The 17276-nt window shown below is 62.4% G+C and carries 22 protein-coding genes; 13 read left to right on the top strand and 9 right to left on the bottom strand.

The features are described 5' to 3' along the window. The first annotated feature begins 3 nt into the window (after positions 1–3). From pstA to phoB, 4 genes are read left to right on the top strand one after another with little or no spacing between them, the layout of a single operon-like run. Positions 4–855 (top strand): phosphate ABC transporter permease PstA, encoded by an 852-nt coding sequence (pstA, locus tag M653_RS0102705; RefSeq protein WP_027141901.1) that lies wholly within the window; start codon positions 4–6, stop codon positions 853–855. Continuing rightward, complete coding sequence (gene pstB, locus M653_RS0102710; protein ID WP_027141902.1) at positions 852–1655, top strand: phosphate ABC transporter ATP-binding protein PstB; 804 nt, start codon at positions 852–854, stop codon at positions 1653–1655. The genes pstA and pstB overlap by 4 nt, the downstream gene beginning before the upstream one ends. 25 nt (positions 1656–1680) lie before the next feature. Next, positions 1681–2388 carry a phosphate signaling complex protein PhoU gene (phoU, locus tag M653_RS0102715; protein WP_027141903.1) on the top strand — a complete coding sequence of 236 codons (708 nt, stop codon included), beginning with the start codon at positions 1681–1683 and terminating at the stop codon, positions 2386–2388. A gap of 19 nt (positions 2389–2407) precedes the next feature. Next, a complete protein-coding gene (gene phoB / locus M653_RS0102720) occupies positions 2408–3097 on the top strand; it encodes a phosphate regulon transcriptional regulator PhoB (protein WP_010911896.1) in 690 nt (229 codons plus the stop codon). Positions 3098–3099: 2 nt separating this feature from the next. On the opposite strand, the gene M653_RS0102725 is transcribed toward phoB, so the two are convergent. Beyond that, the gene (locus M653_RS0102725) at positions 3100–4347 is read right to left on the bottom strand and encodes an ROK family protein (RefSeq protein ID WP_027141904.1); all 1248 of its coding nucleotides are present in this window, start codon (positions 4345–4347) and stop codon (positions 3100–3102) included. A gap of 271 nt (positions 4348–4618) precedes the next feature. Here M653_RS0102725 and xylF point away from each other — a divergent pair, with 271 nt between their 5' ends. The 4 genes from xylF to M653_RS0102745 all read left to right on the top strand — a co-directional run bounded on the left by xylF (position 4619) and on the right by M653_RS0102745 (position 9745). Beyond that, complete coding sequence (gene xylF / locus M653_RS0102730; protein WP_027141905.1) at positions 4619–5659, top strand: D-xylose ABC transporter substrate-binding protein; 1041 nt, start codon at positions 4619–4621, stop codon at positions 5657–5659. Positions 5660–5801: 142 nt separating this feature from the next. Then, the gene (locus M653_RS0102735) at positions 5802–7154 is read left to right on the top strand and encodes a sugar ABC transporter permease (protein WP_027141906.1); all 1353 of its coding nucleotides are present in this window, start codon (positions 5802–5804) and stop codon (positions 7152–7154) included. 54 nt (positions 7155–7208) lie between these two features. Next, complete coding sequence (locus M653_RS0102740) at positions 7209–7967, top strand: ATP-binding cassette domain-containing protein (RefSeq protein WP_245262046.1); 759 nt, start codon at positions 7209–7211, stop codon at positions 7965–7967. Positions 7968–8104: 137 nt separating this feature from the next. Further along, positions 8105–9745 (top strand): CHASE domain-containing protein, encoded by a 1641-nt coding sequence (locus tag M653_RS0102745; protein WP_027141908.1) that lies wholly within the window; start codon positions 8105–8107, stop codon positions 9743–9745. A gap of 128 nt (positions 9746–9873) precedes the next feature. On the opposite strand, the gene M653_RS0102750 is transcribed toward M653_RS0102745, so the two are convergent. From M653_RS0102750 to M653_RS0102775, 6 genes are all read right to left on the bottom strand, one after another. Continuing rightward, the gene (locus M653_RS0102750; RefSeq protein WP_027141909.1) at positions 9874–10119 is read right to left on the bottom strand and encodes a YMGG-like glycine zipper-containing protein; all 246 of its coding nucleotides are present in this window, start codon (positions 10117–10119) and stop codon (positions 9874–9876) included. Positions 10120–10201: 82 nt separating this feature from the next. After that, complete coding sequence (locus M653_RS0102755; RefSeq protein WP_198028697.1) at positions 10202–10534, bottom strand: hypothetical protein; 333 nt, start codon at positions 10532–10534, stop codon at positions 10202–10204. A gap of 109 nt (positions 10535–10643) precedes the next feature. Beyond that, the gene (locus tag M653_RS1000000137200; RefSeq protein ID WP_084636368.1) at positions 10644–10820 is read right to left on the bottom strand and encodes a hypothetical protein; all 177 of its coding nucleotides are present in this window, start codon (positions 10818–10820) and stop codon (positions 10644–10646) included. 133 nt (positions 10821–10953) lie between these two features. Next, positions 10954–11988: a PAS domain-containing sensor histidine kinase gene (locus M653_RS0102765; protein ID WP_027141911.1), complete on the bottom strand. Its 1035-nt coding sequence runs from the start codon at positions 11986–11988 to the stop codon at positions 10954–10956. A gap of 161 nt (positions 11989–12149) precedes the next feature. Continuing rightward, positions 12150–12314 carry a DUF1328 domain-containing protein gene (locus M653_RS1000000135255; RefSeq protein ID WP_006203859.1) on the bottom strand — a complete coding sequence of 55 codons (165 nt, stop codon included), beginning with the start codon at positions 12312–12314 and terminating at the stop codon, positions 12150–12152. A gap of 205 nt (positions 12315–12519) precedes the next feature. Beyond that, positions 12520–13314 (bottom strand): response regulator, encoded by a 795-nt coding sequence (locus tag M653_RS0102775; protein WP_027141912.1) that lies wholly within the window; start codon positions 13312–13314, stop codon positions 12520–12522. Positions 13315–13531: 217 nt separating this feature from the next. On the opposite strand from M653_RS0102775, the gene M653_RS0102780 reads away from it, so the two are divergent. Beyond that, positions 13532–13735 carry a NepR family anti-sigma factor gene (locus tag M653_RS0102780; protein ID WP_032934943.1) on the top strand — a complete coding sequence of 68 codons (204 nt, stop codon included), beginning with the start codon at positions 13532–13534 and terminating at the stop codon, positions 13733–13735. Positions 13736–13738: 3 nt separating this feature from the next. After that, positions 13739–14290 carry an RNA polymerase sigma factor gene (locus M653_RS0102785; protein WP_010911883.1) on the top strand — a complete coding sequence of 184 codons (552 nt, stop codon included), beginning with the start codon at positions 13739–13741 and terminating at the stop codon, positions 14288–14290. Between the two features lie 34 nt (positions 14291–14324). On the opposite strand, the gene M653_RS0102790 is transcribed toward M653_RS0102785, so the two are convergent. Next, entirely contained in the window at positions 14325–14879 is a 555-nt protein-coding gene (locus M653_RS0102790) for a response regulator (RefSeq protein WP_348626224.1), read from the bottom strand. Between the two features lie 174 nt (positions 14880–15053). Here M653_RS0102790 and M653_RS0102795 point away from each other — a divergent pair, with 174 nt between their 5' ends. From M653_RS0102795 to M653_RS01000000131990, 3 genes are all read left to right on the top strand, one after another. Further along, on the top strand, positions 15054–15380 hold the full coding sequence (locus M653_RS0102795; protein ID WP_027141915.1) for a DUF883 family protein: 327 nt from the start codon (positions 15054–15056) through the stop codon (positions 15378–15380). 10 nt (positions 15381–15390) lie between these two features. Further along, positions 15391–15870, top strand: a complete 480-nt coding sequence (locus tag M653_RS0102800) for a hypothetical protein (RefSeq protein WP_027141916.1) — start codon at positions 15391–15393, stop codon at positions 15868–15870. 252 nt (positions 15871–16122) lie between these two features. Further along, entirely contained in the window at positions 16123–16323 is a 201-nt protein-coding gene (locus tag M653_RS01000000131990; protein WP_032934944.1) for a hypothetical protein, read from the top strand. Between the two features lie 28 nt (positions 16324–16351). On the opposite strand, the gene M653_RS0102810 is transcribed toward M653_RS01000000131990, so the two are convergent. Further along, positions 16352–17272, bottom strand: coding sequence for a diacylglycerol kinase family protein (locus tag M653_RS0102810; RefSeq protein WP_027141917.1), 921 nt, complete (start codon positions 17270–17272; stop codon positions 16352–16354). Positions 17273–17276 lie beyond the last annotated feature (4 nt).

Genomic DNA, 17276 nt, shown 5'->3' on the forward strand with positions numbered 1-17276 from the left:
CCGATGTCGACAGCCTCGTCGCTTCACAGCCGCCGCAAGACCAGAAACTCGGTGATGATGACGCTGTGCGTCGCCGCCGCGGGCATCGGGCTTGCCTGGCTGGCACTGATCCTCGGCGCATTGGTCTACAAAGGCGCAGCCGGGCTCTCCCTTGATGAGTTCACGCAGATGACGCCGCCCCCCGGCGATGCCGGCGGCCTGCTGAACGCTATCTATGGCAGCGTGGTGATGACGGTCATCGCCGTTATCGTCGGCACGCCAATCGGTGTTCTGGCCGGCACCTACATGGCTGAATACGGCCGCTTCTCGAAACTCACCACCGTGGTGCGCTTCATCAACGACATCCTGCTGTCGGCGCCGTCGATCATCATCGGCCTGTTTGTCTACGAATTGATGGTGCGGCCGATGGGGCATTTTTCGGCGATCGCCGGCGCCGTCGCGCTGGCCATCCTGGTCATCCCCGTGGTCGTGCGCACCACCGAGGACATGCTCAACCTGGTGCCGAACGCCTTGCGCGAAGCTGGCACCGCGATCGGCGCGCCGCGCTGGGTGGTCATCAAATCAGTGGCTTACCGTGCAGCACTTTCCGGCATCGTCACCGGCATATTGCTGTCGATCGCCCGCATCTCCGGCGAGACGGCGCCGCTGCTCTTCACCGCGCTCAACAACCAGTTCTGGTCGAGCAATCTCAACGCGCCGATGGCCAGCCTGCCGGTCACCATCTTCCAGTTCGCTCTCAGCCCCTATGAGGAATGGCAGCAGTTGGCCTGGACCGGCGCACTCATAATCACATTGACGGTTCTCGCGCTCAGCATCTTTGCGCGCAGCCTGACCGGACGCAGAGAGGACAAATGAGCCAGATGTTGTCTCCAGACATGACGATTGCCACCGAGGCAGCCGCCAAGGCGAAGATCGAGGTCAAGAACCTCAATTTCTACTACGGCCAGTCGAAGGCGCTGAAGGACATCACGTTGTCGCTGCCCGAGCGCAGCGTGACGGCCTTCATCGGTCCGTCGGGTTGCGGAAAGTCGACGCTGCTGCGCGTCTTCAACCGCATCTACGAACTCTACCCCAAGCAGACCGCCGAGGGCCAGGTGCTGCTCGACGGCCAGAACGTTCTCGATCGTTCGCAGGATCTCAACCTGCTGCGGACCAAGATCGGCATGGTGTTCCAGAAGCCGACGCCGTTCCCGATGTCGATCTATGAGAACATCGCTTTCGGCGTCAGGCTCTATGAGAAGATCAGCAAGGCCGAGATGGACGGCCGTGTCGAGCAGGCGCTGAAGCGCGCCGCATTGTGGACCGAGGTCAAGGACAAGCTGAACGCCAGCGGCCTCAGCCTGTCGGGCGGCCAGCAACAGCGTCTTTGCATCGCCCGCACCGTGGCGGTGAAGCCGGAGGTCATCCTGCTCGACGAGCCGGCCTCGGCGCTCGATCCGCTGTCGACCGCCAAGATCGAGGAACTGATCGACGAGTTGCAGGCCGACTACACGATCGTCATCGTCACCCACAATATGCAGCAGGCGGCGCGCGTGTCACGCCAGACGGCTTTCATGTACCTGGGCGAACTGGTCGAATTCGACAAGACCGAGAAGATCTTCACGTCGCCTCGCGAGAAGCGCACGCAGGACTACATCACCGGCCGCTTCGGCTGATATCACGCATACGAGGACCAGGATCATGGCCGAACACACAGTCGCAGCCTTCGACGAGGATCTCGGACAGATCAGCAGGCTGATTAGCGACATGGGCGATCTCGCCGGCACGATGGTCGGCGGCGCCACCAAGGCGCTGCTGAATTCCGACAACGCGCTGGCACAGCGCGTCGTCTCCGACGACGCCATCATGGACGCACGCCAGCGCGAGCTCGATGACCGAGCCATCACCCTCATCGCCAAGCGTCAGCCGATGGCCGACGATCTGCGTCATGTCGTCGGCTCGATCCGGATGGCGGGCGATCTCGAGCGCATCGGCGACCTTGCCAAGAACATTGCCAAGCGCGTCGGCTCCGTCGGCCTCTCCGCCACGCCACGCGACCTGTCGCATTCGATCGACTCCATGGCGCAGCTGGTGCTGATCCAGGTGCAGGCCGTGGTCGAGGAATATGCGGCCGGCGATGCCGCCGCACTCGCCAAGCTCAGGAATGACGACGAACGCATCGATGTCAAATACACATCGGTGTTCCGCGAACTCCTGACCTACATGATGGAAGACCCGCGCAACATCACGGCTTGCACGCATCTTTTGTTCTGCGCCAAGAATCTCGAACGCATCGGCGACCACGTGACCAACATTGCCGAGAATGCATATTATGTGCTGACCGGCACGCAACTGCCCGCCAACCGCCCGAAGCAGGACGAGACGGCGATGTCGGTGCCGGCGGCTTGACGGCAGGGATGATCAATCGATGATCGCGCCACGCATCATGGTGGTGGAGGACGAGGAGCCGCTCGGCGTGCTTCTCCGCTACAATCTGGAATCGGAAGGCTACCAGGTCGAGGTGGTGACACGCGGCGACGAAGCCGAGATCCGCCTCCAGGAGAACGTGCCCGACCTCCTGGTGCTCGACTGGATGGTGCCGGCGGTTTCCGGCATCGAACTCTGCCGGCGCCTGCGAATGCGGCCCGAGACCGAGAGGCTGCCGATCATCATGCTGACGGCACGCGGCGAGGAGAGCGACCGCGTGCGCGGCCTCTCGACCGGTGCCGACGACTATCTGGTCAAGCCGTTCTCGACACCGGAATTCATGGCCCGGGTCAAGGCGCTGCTGCGCCGCGCCAAGCCGGAAGTGCTGTCCAGCGTGCTCAAGGTCGGCGACATCGTGCTCGACCGGGAATCGCACCGGGTCTATCGCAAGAAGAGCGAGATCCGGCTCGGGCCGACCGAGTTTCGCCTGCTGGAATTCATGATGCGCCATCCCGGCCGCGTGTTCTCGCGCAGCCAGTTGCTCGACAATGTCTGGGGCGAGACGATCTATATCGATGAACGCACCGTGGACGTGCATGTCGGCCGGCTGCGCAAGGCGGTCAACAATGGCCGTATGCCGGACGTGATCCGCACCATTCGCGGCGCTGGCTACGCGATCCGCGAAGACTGAAATCAGGCTACATTCTTGCCCGGAACGCCGGGCCTCGCCAGCACGCCCGGCGCGAAAATCTCCTGGTCGACGAAGGTCAATGCGCGCATAGCGCAACCTTCGCGGATGAGCGGCAGCTCGTTCGGCTCGGTGTCGAAGGAAATCGATTCCGAATGCTGGCCGCCGGCGGTCTGGGCGATGGCCTCGCGCAAGGCCGGCTCGATCAGGTCGAAGGCGGCGGCGCTGACGCCGACCATGGCGACGGGTGCGGGATCGATCAGCGCGAACAGGCTGCCCAGCCCATAGCCGAGCGCCTCGCCGGCCTTGCGATAGGCTTCGCGCTCCGGTCCGTCTTTCTCCCTTGCCGTCGCGGCGAGTGTCCGCATCTGCGCATCGCTGACATCTGCGACCGGTTCGGCGTCCTCGCCAAGCTGCCTGGCGTTGCGCCAGATGGCGTAGTTGCCGGCATAGGCCTCGACGCAGCCGCGCCGTCCGCAGCGGCAGAGCGCGCCTCCCGGGCGATGGATCATGTGGCCGAACTCGCCTCCCGATGAATGCGTGCCGGTGAACAGCTCGCCCTTCAGCACCAGGCCCATGCCGATGCCGTGCGAGAGCAGGATGGCGATGAAGTCATCGCGGTAGCGTTCNGGGTCGCGCCAGCGCAGCGCCACCGCCATCATGTTGCAGTCGTTCTCCATGGTGGCGGGGATGCCGAACTCGGCTTCAAGTATGTCGGCGAAGGGAATGTCCGTCTGCGGCGTGATCGGCGACCACAGCATCGCACGCGCCTCGGTGTCGGTGATGCCCTGGATCGCCAGCGCGATGCGGGCAATACTGCGGACGTCGAGATCGGGGTCCTCGAGGCGCCGCCGCACTATTGCCGTGCATTCGCCGATCAGCGCCTCGCGCGACATGGTCAGCGTGTCCAGCCGGCGCTGTTCCTCGGCGACCACCTGGCCGGAATAATCGATGACGGCGACGGACAGGAAATTCAGCGACAGCACCACGGTCATGATAGCCGCGGCCTCGGGGTTGAGGCCAAGGCCAACCTGCGGCCGGCCGCGTTTCAGTGAACCGGCTTCGTTCGGCTTGCCTTCGGTCAGGATACCCTCGTCGATCAGGTCGGCTGATATCGCCGATATGGTCGAGTGGCTGAGGCCGGTGGTGGCGGCGATCTCGGTGCGCGAGGGCTGACCACCCTGACGCACGGCTGCAATCACCATGGCGCGGTTGCGCCGGCGCAGATCGTCGTGGCGGATTCCGACCGACATGCTTCCCACATCCTCCCCGTCGCCGTGGTTCTTGACACCCCCTCGAACATCTCCGGCAACGGGCCGAATACTGGCAGAAGCGGCAGGAGCTGTCATTTATTTATTGCGGGACTCGAAAAAAGGTTCCCGGCACCTCAAAATCCATCAGAATCGATGTTGACAGTGTTCCGACGATGGATCAGTGTTTTTTCGAGGCTCGAAAAAATAGGGTCTTTATGCCGGCCTTCGGGCCAGTTTGGTCGCGCCATACGCGGCGCAGGGAGGATATATCATGAAGAGATTCACAGTCGCCATCCTGGCGGGTGTCGCCATGTCGCTGACGCTGGCGTCGGTGGCGCAGGCGAAGGACAAGGTCATCGGCGTTTCGTGGTCGAATTTCCAGGAAGAGCGCTGGAAGACCGACGAGGCCGCCATGAAGAAGGCGATCGAGGCCGCGGGCGACAAGTACATTTCCGCCGATGCGCAGTCCAATCCCGGCAAGCAGCTGACCGATGTCGAAAGCCTGATTTCGCAGGGCGCCAATTCGCTGATCATCCTGGCGCAGGATGCTTCGGCCATCGGCCCGGCGGTGCAGAAGGCGCTCGACGAGGGCATTCCGGTCGTCGGCTATGACCGCCTGATCGAGAACAAGGATGTCTTCTACCTGACCTTCGACAACAAGGAAGTCGGCCGCATGCAGGCCCGCGAGGTGTTCAAGGTGAAGCCTGAAGGCAATTACGTTTTCATCAAGGGCTCGGGTGCCGATCCGAATGCCGACTTCCTGTTCTCGGGCTCGATGGAAGTGCTGAAGGAAGCCATCGACAGCGGCAAGATCAAGAATGTCGGCGAAGCCTATACGGACGGCTGGCTGCCCGCCAACGCCCAAAAGAACATGGAGCAGTTCCTCACCGCCAACGACAATAAGGTCGACGCCGTGGTCGCGGCCAATGACGGCACCGCCGGCGGCGTCGTCGCGGCGCTGACGGCGCAGGGCCTCGCCGGCACCGTGCCAGTCTCTGGCCAGGACGGCGACCACGCCGCGCTCAACCGCATCGCGCTCGGCACCCAGACCGTGTCGGTGTGGAAGGATGCGCGTGAACTCGGCAAGAACGCCGCCGAGATCGCCTCGCAGCTCGCCGACGGCAAGAAGATGACCGACATCGCCGGCGCGAAGGACTTCACGACGCCTGGCGGCAACACCGTCAAGTCGCTGTTCCTGACCCCGGTCGCCATCACCAAGGACAATCTCAACCTCGTCATCGACGCCGGCTGGATCAAGAAGGACGAAGTCTGCGCGGGCGTCGCCGCCGGCAGCGTCGCGGCCTGCAACTGAGTTTGACCGCTTGCAGAAATGAAGGCGCCGCGGCCCCAAGCCGCGGCGTTTTCTCAAAAAGATTTGTGTTTCCGCATCACGCGGATAGCTTCTAGGCTGGGTTCGGCATCCGCGTCAGACGGCCAGCCGGTTGGAGGAAATCATGACCGATACGACGTCCAACCTGCAGGCCGATACCGCGCGCGCCTCGGAACTCGGCGCGGTCGCCCGGTTCCTGAAAGCGACCGAGATCGACACCCGTATGCTCGGCATGATCGGCGCCCTGCTGCTGATCTGGGTCGCGCTGCATGTGATTTCGAGCTTGCGTCTTGGCGTCAATCCGTTCGATTTCGACAGCCGCACGTTTCTGACGCCGCGCAATCTGTGGAATCTGTCGGTGCAGACGTCCGCGGTCGCAATCATGGCCTGCGGCATGGTGCTGGTCATCGTCATGCGCAACATCGACCTCTCCGTTGGTTCCGCCGAGGGCCTGATCGGCATGGTCATGGGCTTTGCCCAGGTGCACTTCCTGGTCCGGTTCGTGGGGCTTGAACTCGGCAATCCATGGATCTGGGTGCTGGCACTGGTCATCGGCCTGGCGCTCGGCCTGTTGATCGGCGCCTTCCAAGGCTTCGTCATCGCCTATCTCGACGTGCCGGCCTTCATCGTCACGCTGGGCGGCCTGCTGGTCTGGCGCGGTGCCGCCTGGTGGGTCACCAGCGGCCAGACGGTGGCACCGCTCGACGCCACCTTCCAGCTGATGGGCGGCGGACCGGCCGGATCGATCGGCGCGACCTGGAGCTGGGTCGTAGGCATCGTCGCCTGCCTGGCCGTCGTGTTTGCGGTGTTCAACGGGCGGGTGCAACGAAAGCGGTTCCGCTTCCCGCTGCGGCCGATCTGGGCCGAGACGCTGCTCGGCGTCGTCACCTGTGCCGTCATCATGGGCGCGGTGTGGCTGGCCAACTCCTATCCGTGGCCGATCGGCATCGTGAACCGGTACGCGGCCGCCAACAACATCACCGTGCCGGAGGGCGGGCTATTCATCGCCCACGGCATCGCCATACCGGTATTGATGGCCGTCGCCGTCGGGCTGGTCATGACCTTCATCACGAAACGCACCCGTTTCGGCCGTTATGTCTTTGCCATCGGCGGCAATCCGGAAGCGGCCAACCTCGCCGGCATCAACACGCGCTGGATCACCATGAAGGTGTTCATGATCATGGGCGTGCTGGCCACGATCGCCGCCGCCATTTCGTCGGCCCGGCAGAACTCGGCCACCAATGTGCTTGGAACATTGGATGAGCTGCTCGTCATTGCCGCGGCCGTTATCGGCGGCACGTCGCTTGCCGGCGGCTCGGGAACGATCATCGGCGCCATGCTCGGCGCGTTGCTTATGCAGTCGCTGCAGTCGGGCATGGTGCTGCTCGGCGTCGATTCGCCTCTGCAGAGCATCGTCGTCGGCGCCGTGCTGGTCATCGCGGTGTGGCTCGACACCGTTTACCGCAAGCGCGTTTAGGGAGGTATCGCCGTGATTGACAAGACTGCTCCTGCAGCCACCGCGCTGGTCGACATGCGTAATATCTCGATCGCATTCGGCGGCATCCGTGCCGTCGACGATGCCTCGATCGATCTTTTCCCCGGCGAAGTCGTGGCGCTGCTCGGCCACAACGGCGCCGGCAAGTCGACGCTGATCAAGATCCTGTCCGGCGCCTACAAGCGCGACTCCGGCCAGATATTCGTCAATGGCGAGGAGGCAGCGATCTCCAACCCGCGCGACGCCAAGAAATACGGCATCGAGACGATCTACCAGACGCTGGCGTTGGCAGACAATGTCGATGCCGCCGCCAATCTGTTCCTCGGCCGCGAGCTGATGACCGCCTGGGGCACGCTCGACGACGTCGCCATGGAGGCCGAGGCGCGCAAGGTGATGGGGCGGCTCAATCCTCGCTTCCAGCGTTTCAAGGAACCGGTGATCAAACTATCGGGCGGACAGCGCCAGTCGGTGGCGATCGCACGCGCCATCCTGTTCAACGCCCGCATCCTGATCATGGACGAGCCGACGGCGGCACTCGGCCCCCAGGAAACGGCACAGGTCGGCGAACTGGTCAGGCAGCTCAAGTCCGAGGGCATCGGCATCTTCCTGATCAGCCACGACATCCACGACGTGTTCGAGCTTGCCGACCGGATCTGCGTGATGAAGAACGGTCAGGTCGTCGGCACGGCACGCACCACGGATGTCACCCAGGACGAGGTGCTGGGCATGATCATCCTGGGGAAATGTCCTCCAGGTGCCATACCGGGGCCGGGTGCGCTGAAGATCGCCGCCTGAGGCCGGCCAGGCTGCTCGGGCACGCCCCGTTGCCGTTCACATGATATGCCAGTGATCACGATGGCTTGGCCTGACCATTGTGTTGGCCCGGCGACTTGCCCATAAAGGTCCTGTTTGATCGTGGACCGCATCATCCGTTGAAGAAGCTTTTTCCAATCGTCGCGTTCATTGCCGTTGCATTGATCAGCATGACCATGGCGGGATTCGCTTATTTCGCGACGCAGGAAGCCGCCCGTATCAAGTTCGAAGGGGCGGCCGATGACGCCCTCAATCGGATCGAGAGCCGCATCGACCTGCATCTGTCGCTGCTGCGCTCGACGCAGGCCCTGTTCGACGCGCGCAACGGCGATATTTCCCAGAACGAGTTCAAGGCCTTCTTCAAGGCGCTGGATGTCGACAGCAATTTCGGCGGCCTGCGCGGCATCGGCTTCCTGCGGCTGGTCAAGACGGGCGACGAGGAAACGGTCGAACGCGACATCCTCCACGATTTCGGCGCCAGCCATTCGGTCTATCCGGATACGACGCAGCCCTGGCGCACGCCGGTTGCGCTTTTCGAGCCGCTGGATCCGTCCAACCAGGCCAGCATCGGCTACGACATGTTCAGCGAGCCGGTGCGGCGCGCGGCGATCGAAAAGGCGATGGCCGACGACCAACAGCATGCAAGCGGGCTGGTGCAGCTCGGCCAGGGCACGGGTGCCGCGCAGACCTTCACCGGCTTCCTGGTCTTCGTGCGGCTCAACGTCGAAACGGCGCCGGAGGTCATCAACGCATCGCGCTCCTCGACCGCCGGCTTTCTCTATGCCGCCTTCCGCGCCCGGGATCTGTTCCAGATCGCGCTGAGCCGCGCGCCGCTGCTGCCGGTCAACACAGAGATCTATGACGGAACGGCAAACAGCGACAATCTGTTGTTCCGCTCGGAGACGCCACCGGCTTCATCCTTGGGAGACCGGCTGCTGGTCACCCGCAAGATGACCGTGGCTGGGCGCCCGTGGACCGTGTTGTTCAGGCCGACCAGTGCCTTCTCGCAACCCTCGTCGCGCGCCATCCCTGTGATGCTGGGCCTGTTCGGCCTGCTCCTGGCCGGCGCCATCGCGCTGGTGGCGCGCTATCAGGAGCGGGCCTATGACGCGGTGTCGGCCTTGCATGAAACAACGGAAAAGAGCCTGCTCGAAAAGGACCTGATGCTGCAGGAGATGAAGCATCGCATCAAGAACTCGATCACCAGGGTGCTGGCGATCGCCCGGCAGACGGCGTCGCGGGCAACCGACGTCAATGAGTTCTCCGCTTCCTTCTCGGCCAGGCTGCAGGCGATGGCCGCCTCGCAGGACATGTTGACGCGCTCGCGCTGGCAGAAAGCCGACCTTGCCGACCTGCTGCGCATCGAACTCGGCCAGGTGTTCGGCAAGGAGCTGCCGGAGGGGCTCCTCTCAGGCCCGGAGGTGCTGCTCGATGAAACCACGACGCAGGCGCTTGGCCTGACCTTTCATGAACTCGCCACCAATGCGCTGAAATATGGTGAAGCCGGCAATTCCGCGAATTCGTTCAAGGGGGATTGGGCGCTGAAAGTGGAATGGTCGCTGGAAGGCCGTGGACGCGAGCGGATCCTGGCGCTGAACTGGCGGGAAGCTGGAAAAAACAAGATCGAGGCGCCGGCCGTGACCGGATTCGGTACGAAACTGATCGACCTCAACGTCACCCGCGAATTGCGCGGCACGATCAAGCGCGATTTCCAGGCTGACGGCCTGAAGGTGGAAATCAGAATTCCGTTGGTCGGCTGAAATCCTGCCGATCGGCAACGGCCAAGAAAATCCGGAGGCCGACATGGCCCCCGGTTTTGTATTCCCTTAGAGCGGTTCAGCGTTTGATAGAAATCGCCGAGCCGCTCCTGATTGCTCTAATCGCTGAATTAGTTGCAGCGGGCCGTGTAGATCCGGCCGCGATGATCGCGATACTGGCAGTAGCCGTTGCGCAGGTTGCGAACCAGCAGGCCGGACCCGGCACCGACGGCCGCGCCGATCAGCGCGCCCTTGCCGCCGCCGACCAACCCGCCTACGCCCGCACCGATCAAGCCGCCGCCGACGACGTCCTGCTCGGTCGTGGTGCAGCCGCTGACGGCGACCACCGCAACCATGGCAATAAGTATTTTCCGCATAGAGTCACTCCTCACTTGTGTCCACACTTTAGTAAGCTCCAACCGCCGTTTAGCACGAAACGACGGCCTTTGCTGCTGCAATTTATTGTTGATTAACGTCGTCTTTTTCTGGGCGGATCGTGTTCGACGCCATCACGAGGCCGGATATGGTCAACGAAGCGTCAAGGCTACCGTCTGGCCGCATCTTCCAGACAAGTTGATCGTACTCGTCCTCCAACGCGGGATCGACCGCGAGGCATTTGGTGACGACATGCTGCGCCTGCCCCTGTACGTCGCCCATCGCGAAGGGGCGCTCAGCGTTGCATTCGTCAGCAGTCGCAAAAACACTGACAGGGACCTGCAATTCCCGGCATTCGGCCAACGCGGTTATGTGTTGCATGACAGATGTTCCTCTAGCCGCAATAACGATCAACATCATCAAAAAGTTCCTGTCATTCCAACGGGGCTCTCACGGTCGAAGGTGCCCCCGCGTTGATCGATCGGCGATTTCAACAGCGCGCACGGTGAGGAGAGCAGGAGCTAAGTCAGGTCAACTGCCAAAGAACGGCCAGCGACATTTTCGCGGCCAGCGCAAGAACGAGCCCCTTCATCAAACCCTTGCCTGCTTCAGGGAGTGTTCTTGCGGAGGATTCGGATTCCTGAAATTCGCCCATCGAAATCCGGGCGGCTTGTTCCAGTCTGTTCATGTCGGCAACCGTCAAGACGTTCCTCCCGTACCGCGCTGCAAGCCTGCCAACGATGTCCGAAAAAGGGGTGGGTTCCGGCGATGTCTGGGAAAAACAGTATTCGCTCTTATGGTGAACAGCCGGTTAAGAATCGCTGCTTGCCGGGCTCTCACTGCGTCTCGAAATTGCTGTGCGGAACGACCAGGCGGTATTCGAGGTGGCCGTCGCCGATATCGAGGTTCGCGGTTCCGTTCAGGGACGCTGGCACCACACGCTCCAACGCGACGCTGCCGAATCGCTTTTGACCGCTCCCATCGTCGTCGGTCCCTATCGTTTCGGCCCATGTCAAAGACAAGGCCACGTCCCCCGTGGCGGCGGCGTTGAGGTCGGCGGTGACCTCGACGAAACCGTCCGGCCGGGACAGGGCGCCGTAGCTGACGGAGTTGACGGCGAGTTCATGCATCGCCAGGCCAATATGCAGCGCGGCGTTGGGATTGAGGTAGGGATTGGCGCCACGGAAGCGAAGGCTGTGCGATGGGTTCGCTCCGTAGCGGCCGACCTGGCTCGCCACCAGTTCATGAAGGGCTGCCCCTCGCCAGTTGGAGGATGTCACCAGATCCTGGGAGGAGGCCAGCGACTGCAGCCGGCCGCGGAAGCGCGTCAGGAAGTCGCCGACGCCGTCGGAATAACGACCGGTCTGGGTCGCGATGCTCTGGATGATCGCCAGCAGGTTCTTCGAGCGGTGGCTGACTTCACGCAGCAACGTCGTCAATGTCTGTTCGCGCCGCTTCTGCTCGGTCGTCTCAACCATGGTGGTGACGACGCCTTGTACATTGCCATCATCGCCTCGGTCGGCATCGACCCAGATCTGAAACCAGCGAACGCCGTTCTCGACCGGGACACTGATTTCAAGGCGCTGAGCATCGCCGGTTGCGACCACCTCGCGCTTGGCGGCGGCGATGCGGTCGGTATGCGCCATCGGCAGGATGCCATTCCCCTCGACCTCATCGGAGGCCCAGGGCGCGCGCATGTTGCGGGCCCATACGGTCTTCATCTCGCGATCCTGATAAAGAACGGAAATGCCGGCATTGTGCAGGGCGTGAAGAAGGGCACGGCCAAGCTGCATGCCGCTTTCAGCGGGGTGCATGGCGATGACTTCATCGCTCCGTGCGCCTTCCGTCTTATCTGAAGTCCTGGAGCGCATAGGTCAATCTGTTCACCCAACTCAGGCTGAACGGCTCACTGTCGAATGAGTTCCCTAAAAGCGGTCCGCCGGACGGTATCCATTGAAGGACGCCGCCCGGCGGTGGCTGGAAACCGTTTGAGGGGTGCGGCTTCCAGTGTTCGCCTGATAGCTCGCCAGGCTCACGCCCGCCTGAACAGGCCGGCCAGAAGCGAAATGATCAGGAAAGCCAGGAAGATGAAGAACAATATCTGCGCGATACCGGCGGAGGTGCCGGCAATGCCGCCGAAACCAAGCGCGCCGGCGATAATCGCCACGACGAGAAATACGAGCGCCCAGTAAAGCATGGCTCATCTCCTTCCAATGATGCGACAAAAACGTGGGTGGATGCGGTTTGTTCCACCCTTCGCCGAAAAAGACGGTGCTTGCAAATCGTTCCGGGCGGCGCGGGCCGGAAAGTCGCCGGTGGCCGATCCGGCTTGTCAAAAAGACCGCCGGAAACAATCGCATCCAGCGGCCTTGATGTCTCTGTCCTGCGTCCGAGGCAGCGATCTATGCGGCAGCCTTGGCCTGCCGGTCGAAGAACAGCGCCTGGCTGATCAGCGCCTTGACCATGTCGGGATTGAACGGTTTGGTCACGAGGAAGGCGGGTTCGGGGCGCTCTCCGGTCAGGAGACGTTCGGGAAAGGCGGTGATGAAGATCACCGGCACCGATGTCGAAGAGAGGATTTCGTTCACGGCCTCGATGCCTGAACTGCCGTCGGCGAGCTGGATATCGGCCAGGACCATCTTCGGTCGGGTCTTGCCGAACATCGTCACCGCTTCGGCATGGGTGCGCGCCGTTCCCACGACCCGATGACCGAGGCTTTCGACCATCTCCTCTATGTCCATGGCGATCAGCGGCTCATCCTCGATAATCAGCACGTCGGTCGCTACCTGACGGGAAATCTCGTTGCTTGCCTGGGCGAGCAGCTCGGAGAACTGCTGGTCGCTGACATCGAGGATTTCGGCCGCCTCGTCCTCGCTGAAACCTTCGACGGCAACCAACAGGAAGGCCTGGCGGGGAAGCGGCGCGATCGCATTGAGATTGGCGGCCGCGCGCTGCTCCCAGGCCGACTGTGACTGCTCCTGCGGAACGCGGATGGCAACGGATGTGAAGAGCTTGGCAAAAACCTTGTACAAGGCGATCCGGTCACTCGACGCCTCCGGGAAGATGTCGACATCGGCAATGATGGCCTCAAGCATCGCGGCGACCAGCGCGTCGCCGCTCTCCTGCGAACCCGAGACGGCACGCGAGAAGCGCCGCAGGAACGGCAGATGCGGAGCGATGGTGGCGGACAAGCTCATGATGGACGTCTCCCTCAAATGACGCGGTTGGATGCATTGCAGGTCAAGCTGATTGCAAGCCCAGTGAAAATAACGCCGCTTTTCCGAAAAAGTTCCGCTGATGTGGAACGAATCAGTGGCAATGGCGTTTTGACGCTGGGTTGGGCAAACCAGACGAGGGCAGCGCTTGTCTTGTGTTGTGTGTGAGCGGCTTGAGCTCTGGGAATAAAAGGGCGAAATGAAGGATATGACGAAAGATATTCTGGCTGGCGCCGCGGGCAGGCGCCGGAACGGCGTCGGCGACCCTCTTGGGCCGAACTCCGAAATCGGGCGCAAACTCAAACAATATTATGACGAGCTGGTCTCCGACAATGTGCCGGATCGCTTCGCCCGGTTGCTCAGCCAACTGGAACAGGCCGAACCCGCACAGAAGAAGGACTGAGGCATGGCAGCGGTCTCCCAAGGCTTCAAGACCGATTTGCTTGGGGCAATCCCAAGCTTGCGGGCTTTTGCCGTGTCGCTGACTCAGAATGCCGACAAGGCCGACGATCTCGTTCAGGAAACGCTGGTCAAGGCCTGGGACAAGCATGAGAGCTTTCAGCCCGGCACCAACCTCAAGGCGTGGCTTTTCACGATCTTGCGCAATGAATTCTATTCGCAAATGCGCAAGCGCGGCCGCGAGGTGCAGGACAGCGACGGCATCATGACGGCCCGGCTTGCAGTACACCCTGCCCAGCACGGCCAACTCGACCTCAAGGATTTTCGCGGCGCTCTCGAGCAATTGCCGGAGGACCAGCGCGAAGCCATCATCCTGATCGGCGCTTCGGGCTTCTCCTATGAGGAGGCCGCTGAAATTTGCGGTTGCGCGGTCGGAACGATCAAGAGCCGCGTCAGCAGGGCCCGCACGCGCCTGCAGGAAATCCTGAAAATCTCCGGGGAGGACGAGTATGGTCCCGATGCGATCTCGGCTCAGGTCACGGGGACGGCGGCGCATTGAATGCGGGCCGAATAACGGCGATTTGGACGTCGCGTCAGTCTCTGCCAGGGGAGCCGCGACCGTAGGCCAGCGCCACGGCTTCGACGAGGTCTTCGCCTGAATAGGGCTTGGTGACCAGCCTCACCCCGGGGAACGACGCCTTGATCTCGTCCGCATCCGAATAGCCGGACGCGAAAACGAACGGGACGCCGGTTTCACGCAGGCCCGCGGCGAATTCGAGCGTCGAGGCACCGCCCAGCACTAGATCGACAATGGCCGCGTCGAAATCCGTCGCGACCTTCCGGCCATCGACCTCGGACAGGTCGCGGGCAACCACCACCTCGCTGGCACCGTGGTCGCGGCAGAGTTGCTCGACATCCATGGCTATGAGGTATTCATCCTCCAGGACAAGAATGCGCAATCCGTCAAGTAATTGAGGCACAGGCAATTGCTCCTTGAAACGTCGGGAGTCATGATCGCAATTCGGTGTGTTGTCATTTAAAAAAGATATGCGCCGCCGATGAAAGGGCAATCTCAGGCAGGCGCGTGGAACGGACCTGCTGGCGGCAGGCATTTGCAAATGCCAAGCAAGACCGAGCGCGTTTTTCAAGCCGGCAATATCCTTGCGAGGAATGGCCGTTACGGCCGCTGATCTGACGCAGCGCTTCTTGCCAGAGTTGGGGGATCGGGTGCGCATGACCTGGTTTTCGCCTAGTTTGCCCCGGCATCGGAACCTTGAGACGCGCATCGCGTTTGAAATCGAGCAATCACAAGGAGTTAAGCAATGGCAACCGCCGCAGGGAAAACCGCCAACGAAGCGCGGACGAATTCAGATCTTGAAGCCGACATCAGGCAGTTGAAGGCCGATATCGACAAGCTCACCAAACAGTTGGCCCAGATCGGTGAACACGGCTACGGCACGGCCCGCCGGGCGGCGGCCGAAGGCGTCGAGCAGTTGCGCGCCCAAGGGGAGGCCGCCTTCGACAGCCTGCGCGGCAACGCCAGGGATATCGAGGCGCAAATGGTGGCAAGCGTACGCGAAAAGCCGGTAACGTCGCTGGCAATCGCCGCTGGCATCGGCTTCCTGTTCGCGCTGCTCGCGCGTCGCTAGTTTCGCCGAGATGGGACTGCTGGCTTCCCTGCTCTCGGGTTTCGCTTCGGGTGAAACAATGGCTGTGGTGCGCCGCGCGCGCACGGCGGCCATCGTCTATGCGCTTGCAGCGCTGGCGGCATTCTGCGGCCTCGGCTTCCTGGTCGGGGCGGCTTACATCTGGACATCGGCGCGCTATGGATCGCTGGCTGCCGCGGTTGGTTTCGGTGTCGGCTTCCTGGTGATCGCGGGCCTTATTGTTCTGATCCATCGGCTGGTGTCGGACGCCCAGGTCCGCCGCGAAGCAAGGCGGCGCAAGGCCGACATGAAGGCGATCGGCATTACGGCCGCGCTCGCGGTGCTACCGACATTGCTCAAGGGAAAAAGTGGGCTCAAGGGAAAAGGGGGGCTCGGGATTATTCTTGGTCCGGCCGTGGCACTCGCGGCCTATGCCATCTACCGCGAGAACGTGAAGTCCGACGCCGATCGTCCGGATGCCGGCGAGGGATAGCAGCGCCGGCCGGCCCGCCTCGTGTCACTTCGACAGATATTCCAGCGCCATCGATATCTCGGCGAAGACGCCGTCGCGCTGGACACAGTTTCCACCCTGCTATCCAACCAGGTCTCCAACGGCTTGCCGTGATGTCCTTGCCCCCGCCGGCCCGAGACAGCCTTGCAGCCGGAACCATCCTTGCGAGGGACCGTTACCCGAGCGTGATTTGCCGATCGGGCCAGCCAACGCGAAGCCAGATGAGGAACCGCCATGACCAAGAACATTCCCGAAAACAAAGCGCGTCAGGGGCGATGGGGTTGGCATGGGTTCCAAATCCTGATCGCCGGACTGCTCCTTGCGCTCATCGCGTGGGGTGTCGTCGAGATTTACGGCGAGCTGATCAAAGCACCGAACACAGGCGAACAACACGTCCCCGCTCCGCCGGATTCCGGCCCGGCGCCCTCCGGCTAAATCGCGGCTCCCGTGGCTTCACACCGCATTAGGCGGCCTTCGCCTGGGCCACGCTGGCCGGCACCAGGACATTGAGCGCTCCGGGTTTGATTTCGATTGTCGTCTCACGATCGAGCCTGACCAGTTCGCCATCCATCACGGCGCGAAATTTTCTGCCGCCGGAATGGATTTTCAGCACTGCACGGTCGGCCTGATGGATTTCGACGTGCTCGTTGTCGCGCCATTTGCCGCGCGCCATGTTGAAGAAGAACTTGACCAGTTCAGCGCGCTGTTGCGCCACCGTGACGTAGATGCCAAGCACGCCGCCCGCAGGGTTGTCGGCATAAGGCAAATGGCCTTCGCCGAACAGATTGTTGGTGACGCCGATGCCCGATATGCGCGCCGTCATCTCGGCGTCGCCAATGCCGAGCGTAACGTTCATTGCCGGGGGGTTCTTGATCGTCGCCCAGGCGGCCTTGGCTGAAGCACCGATCTTACCCAGGCGCGACCCGAATTCCATCTTCTGGCGCAGTTGCACCATCTTGGCATGCATGCCGATCGAGAACTGATGAACGAATGGCTGGCCATTGGCCGTGGCCATGTCGACCGCAATGATTTCGCCGTCGGCGAAGGTTTCCAGGGCGGCATCGAGCGACTGCGGAATGCCGAGACCGCGCGCGAACAGGTTCATCGTGCCGGCCGGCAATATGGCGAGCGCCTTTTTCTTGCCCATCAGCCTGGCAGCCGCGGCTGAGATGGTTCCGTCGCCGCCGCCGGCGAGCACGACGTCGATGGTGCGGCGCGAGACGGCGCTGTCGAGGGTTTCCGCGATATCCCGGCCGGCAACGATGTCGATGCTGAGAGAATGGCCCGCCGATTCCAGCGTCTGACGCATCCGGTCGGAAAAGGCCATGAGATCGGTGGTGCGCAAGGTGCCGCCGTCCCGGTTCAGCACCGCTGCAAAATTCATGCCC

This window comes from Mesorhizobium sp. WSM3626, from assembly GCF_000513935.1.
Taxonomy (GTDB): Bacteria; Pseudomonadota; Alphaproteobacteria; order Rhizobiales; family Rhizobiaceae; genus Mesorhizobium; species Mesorhizobium salmacidum.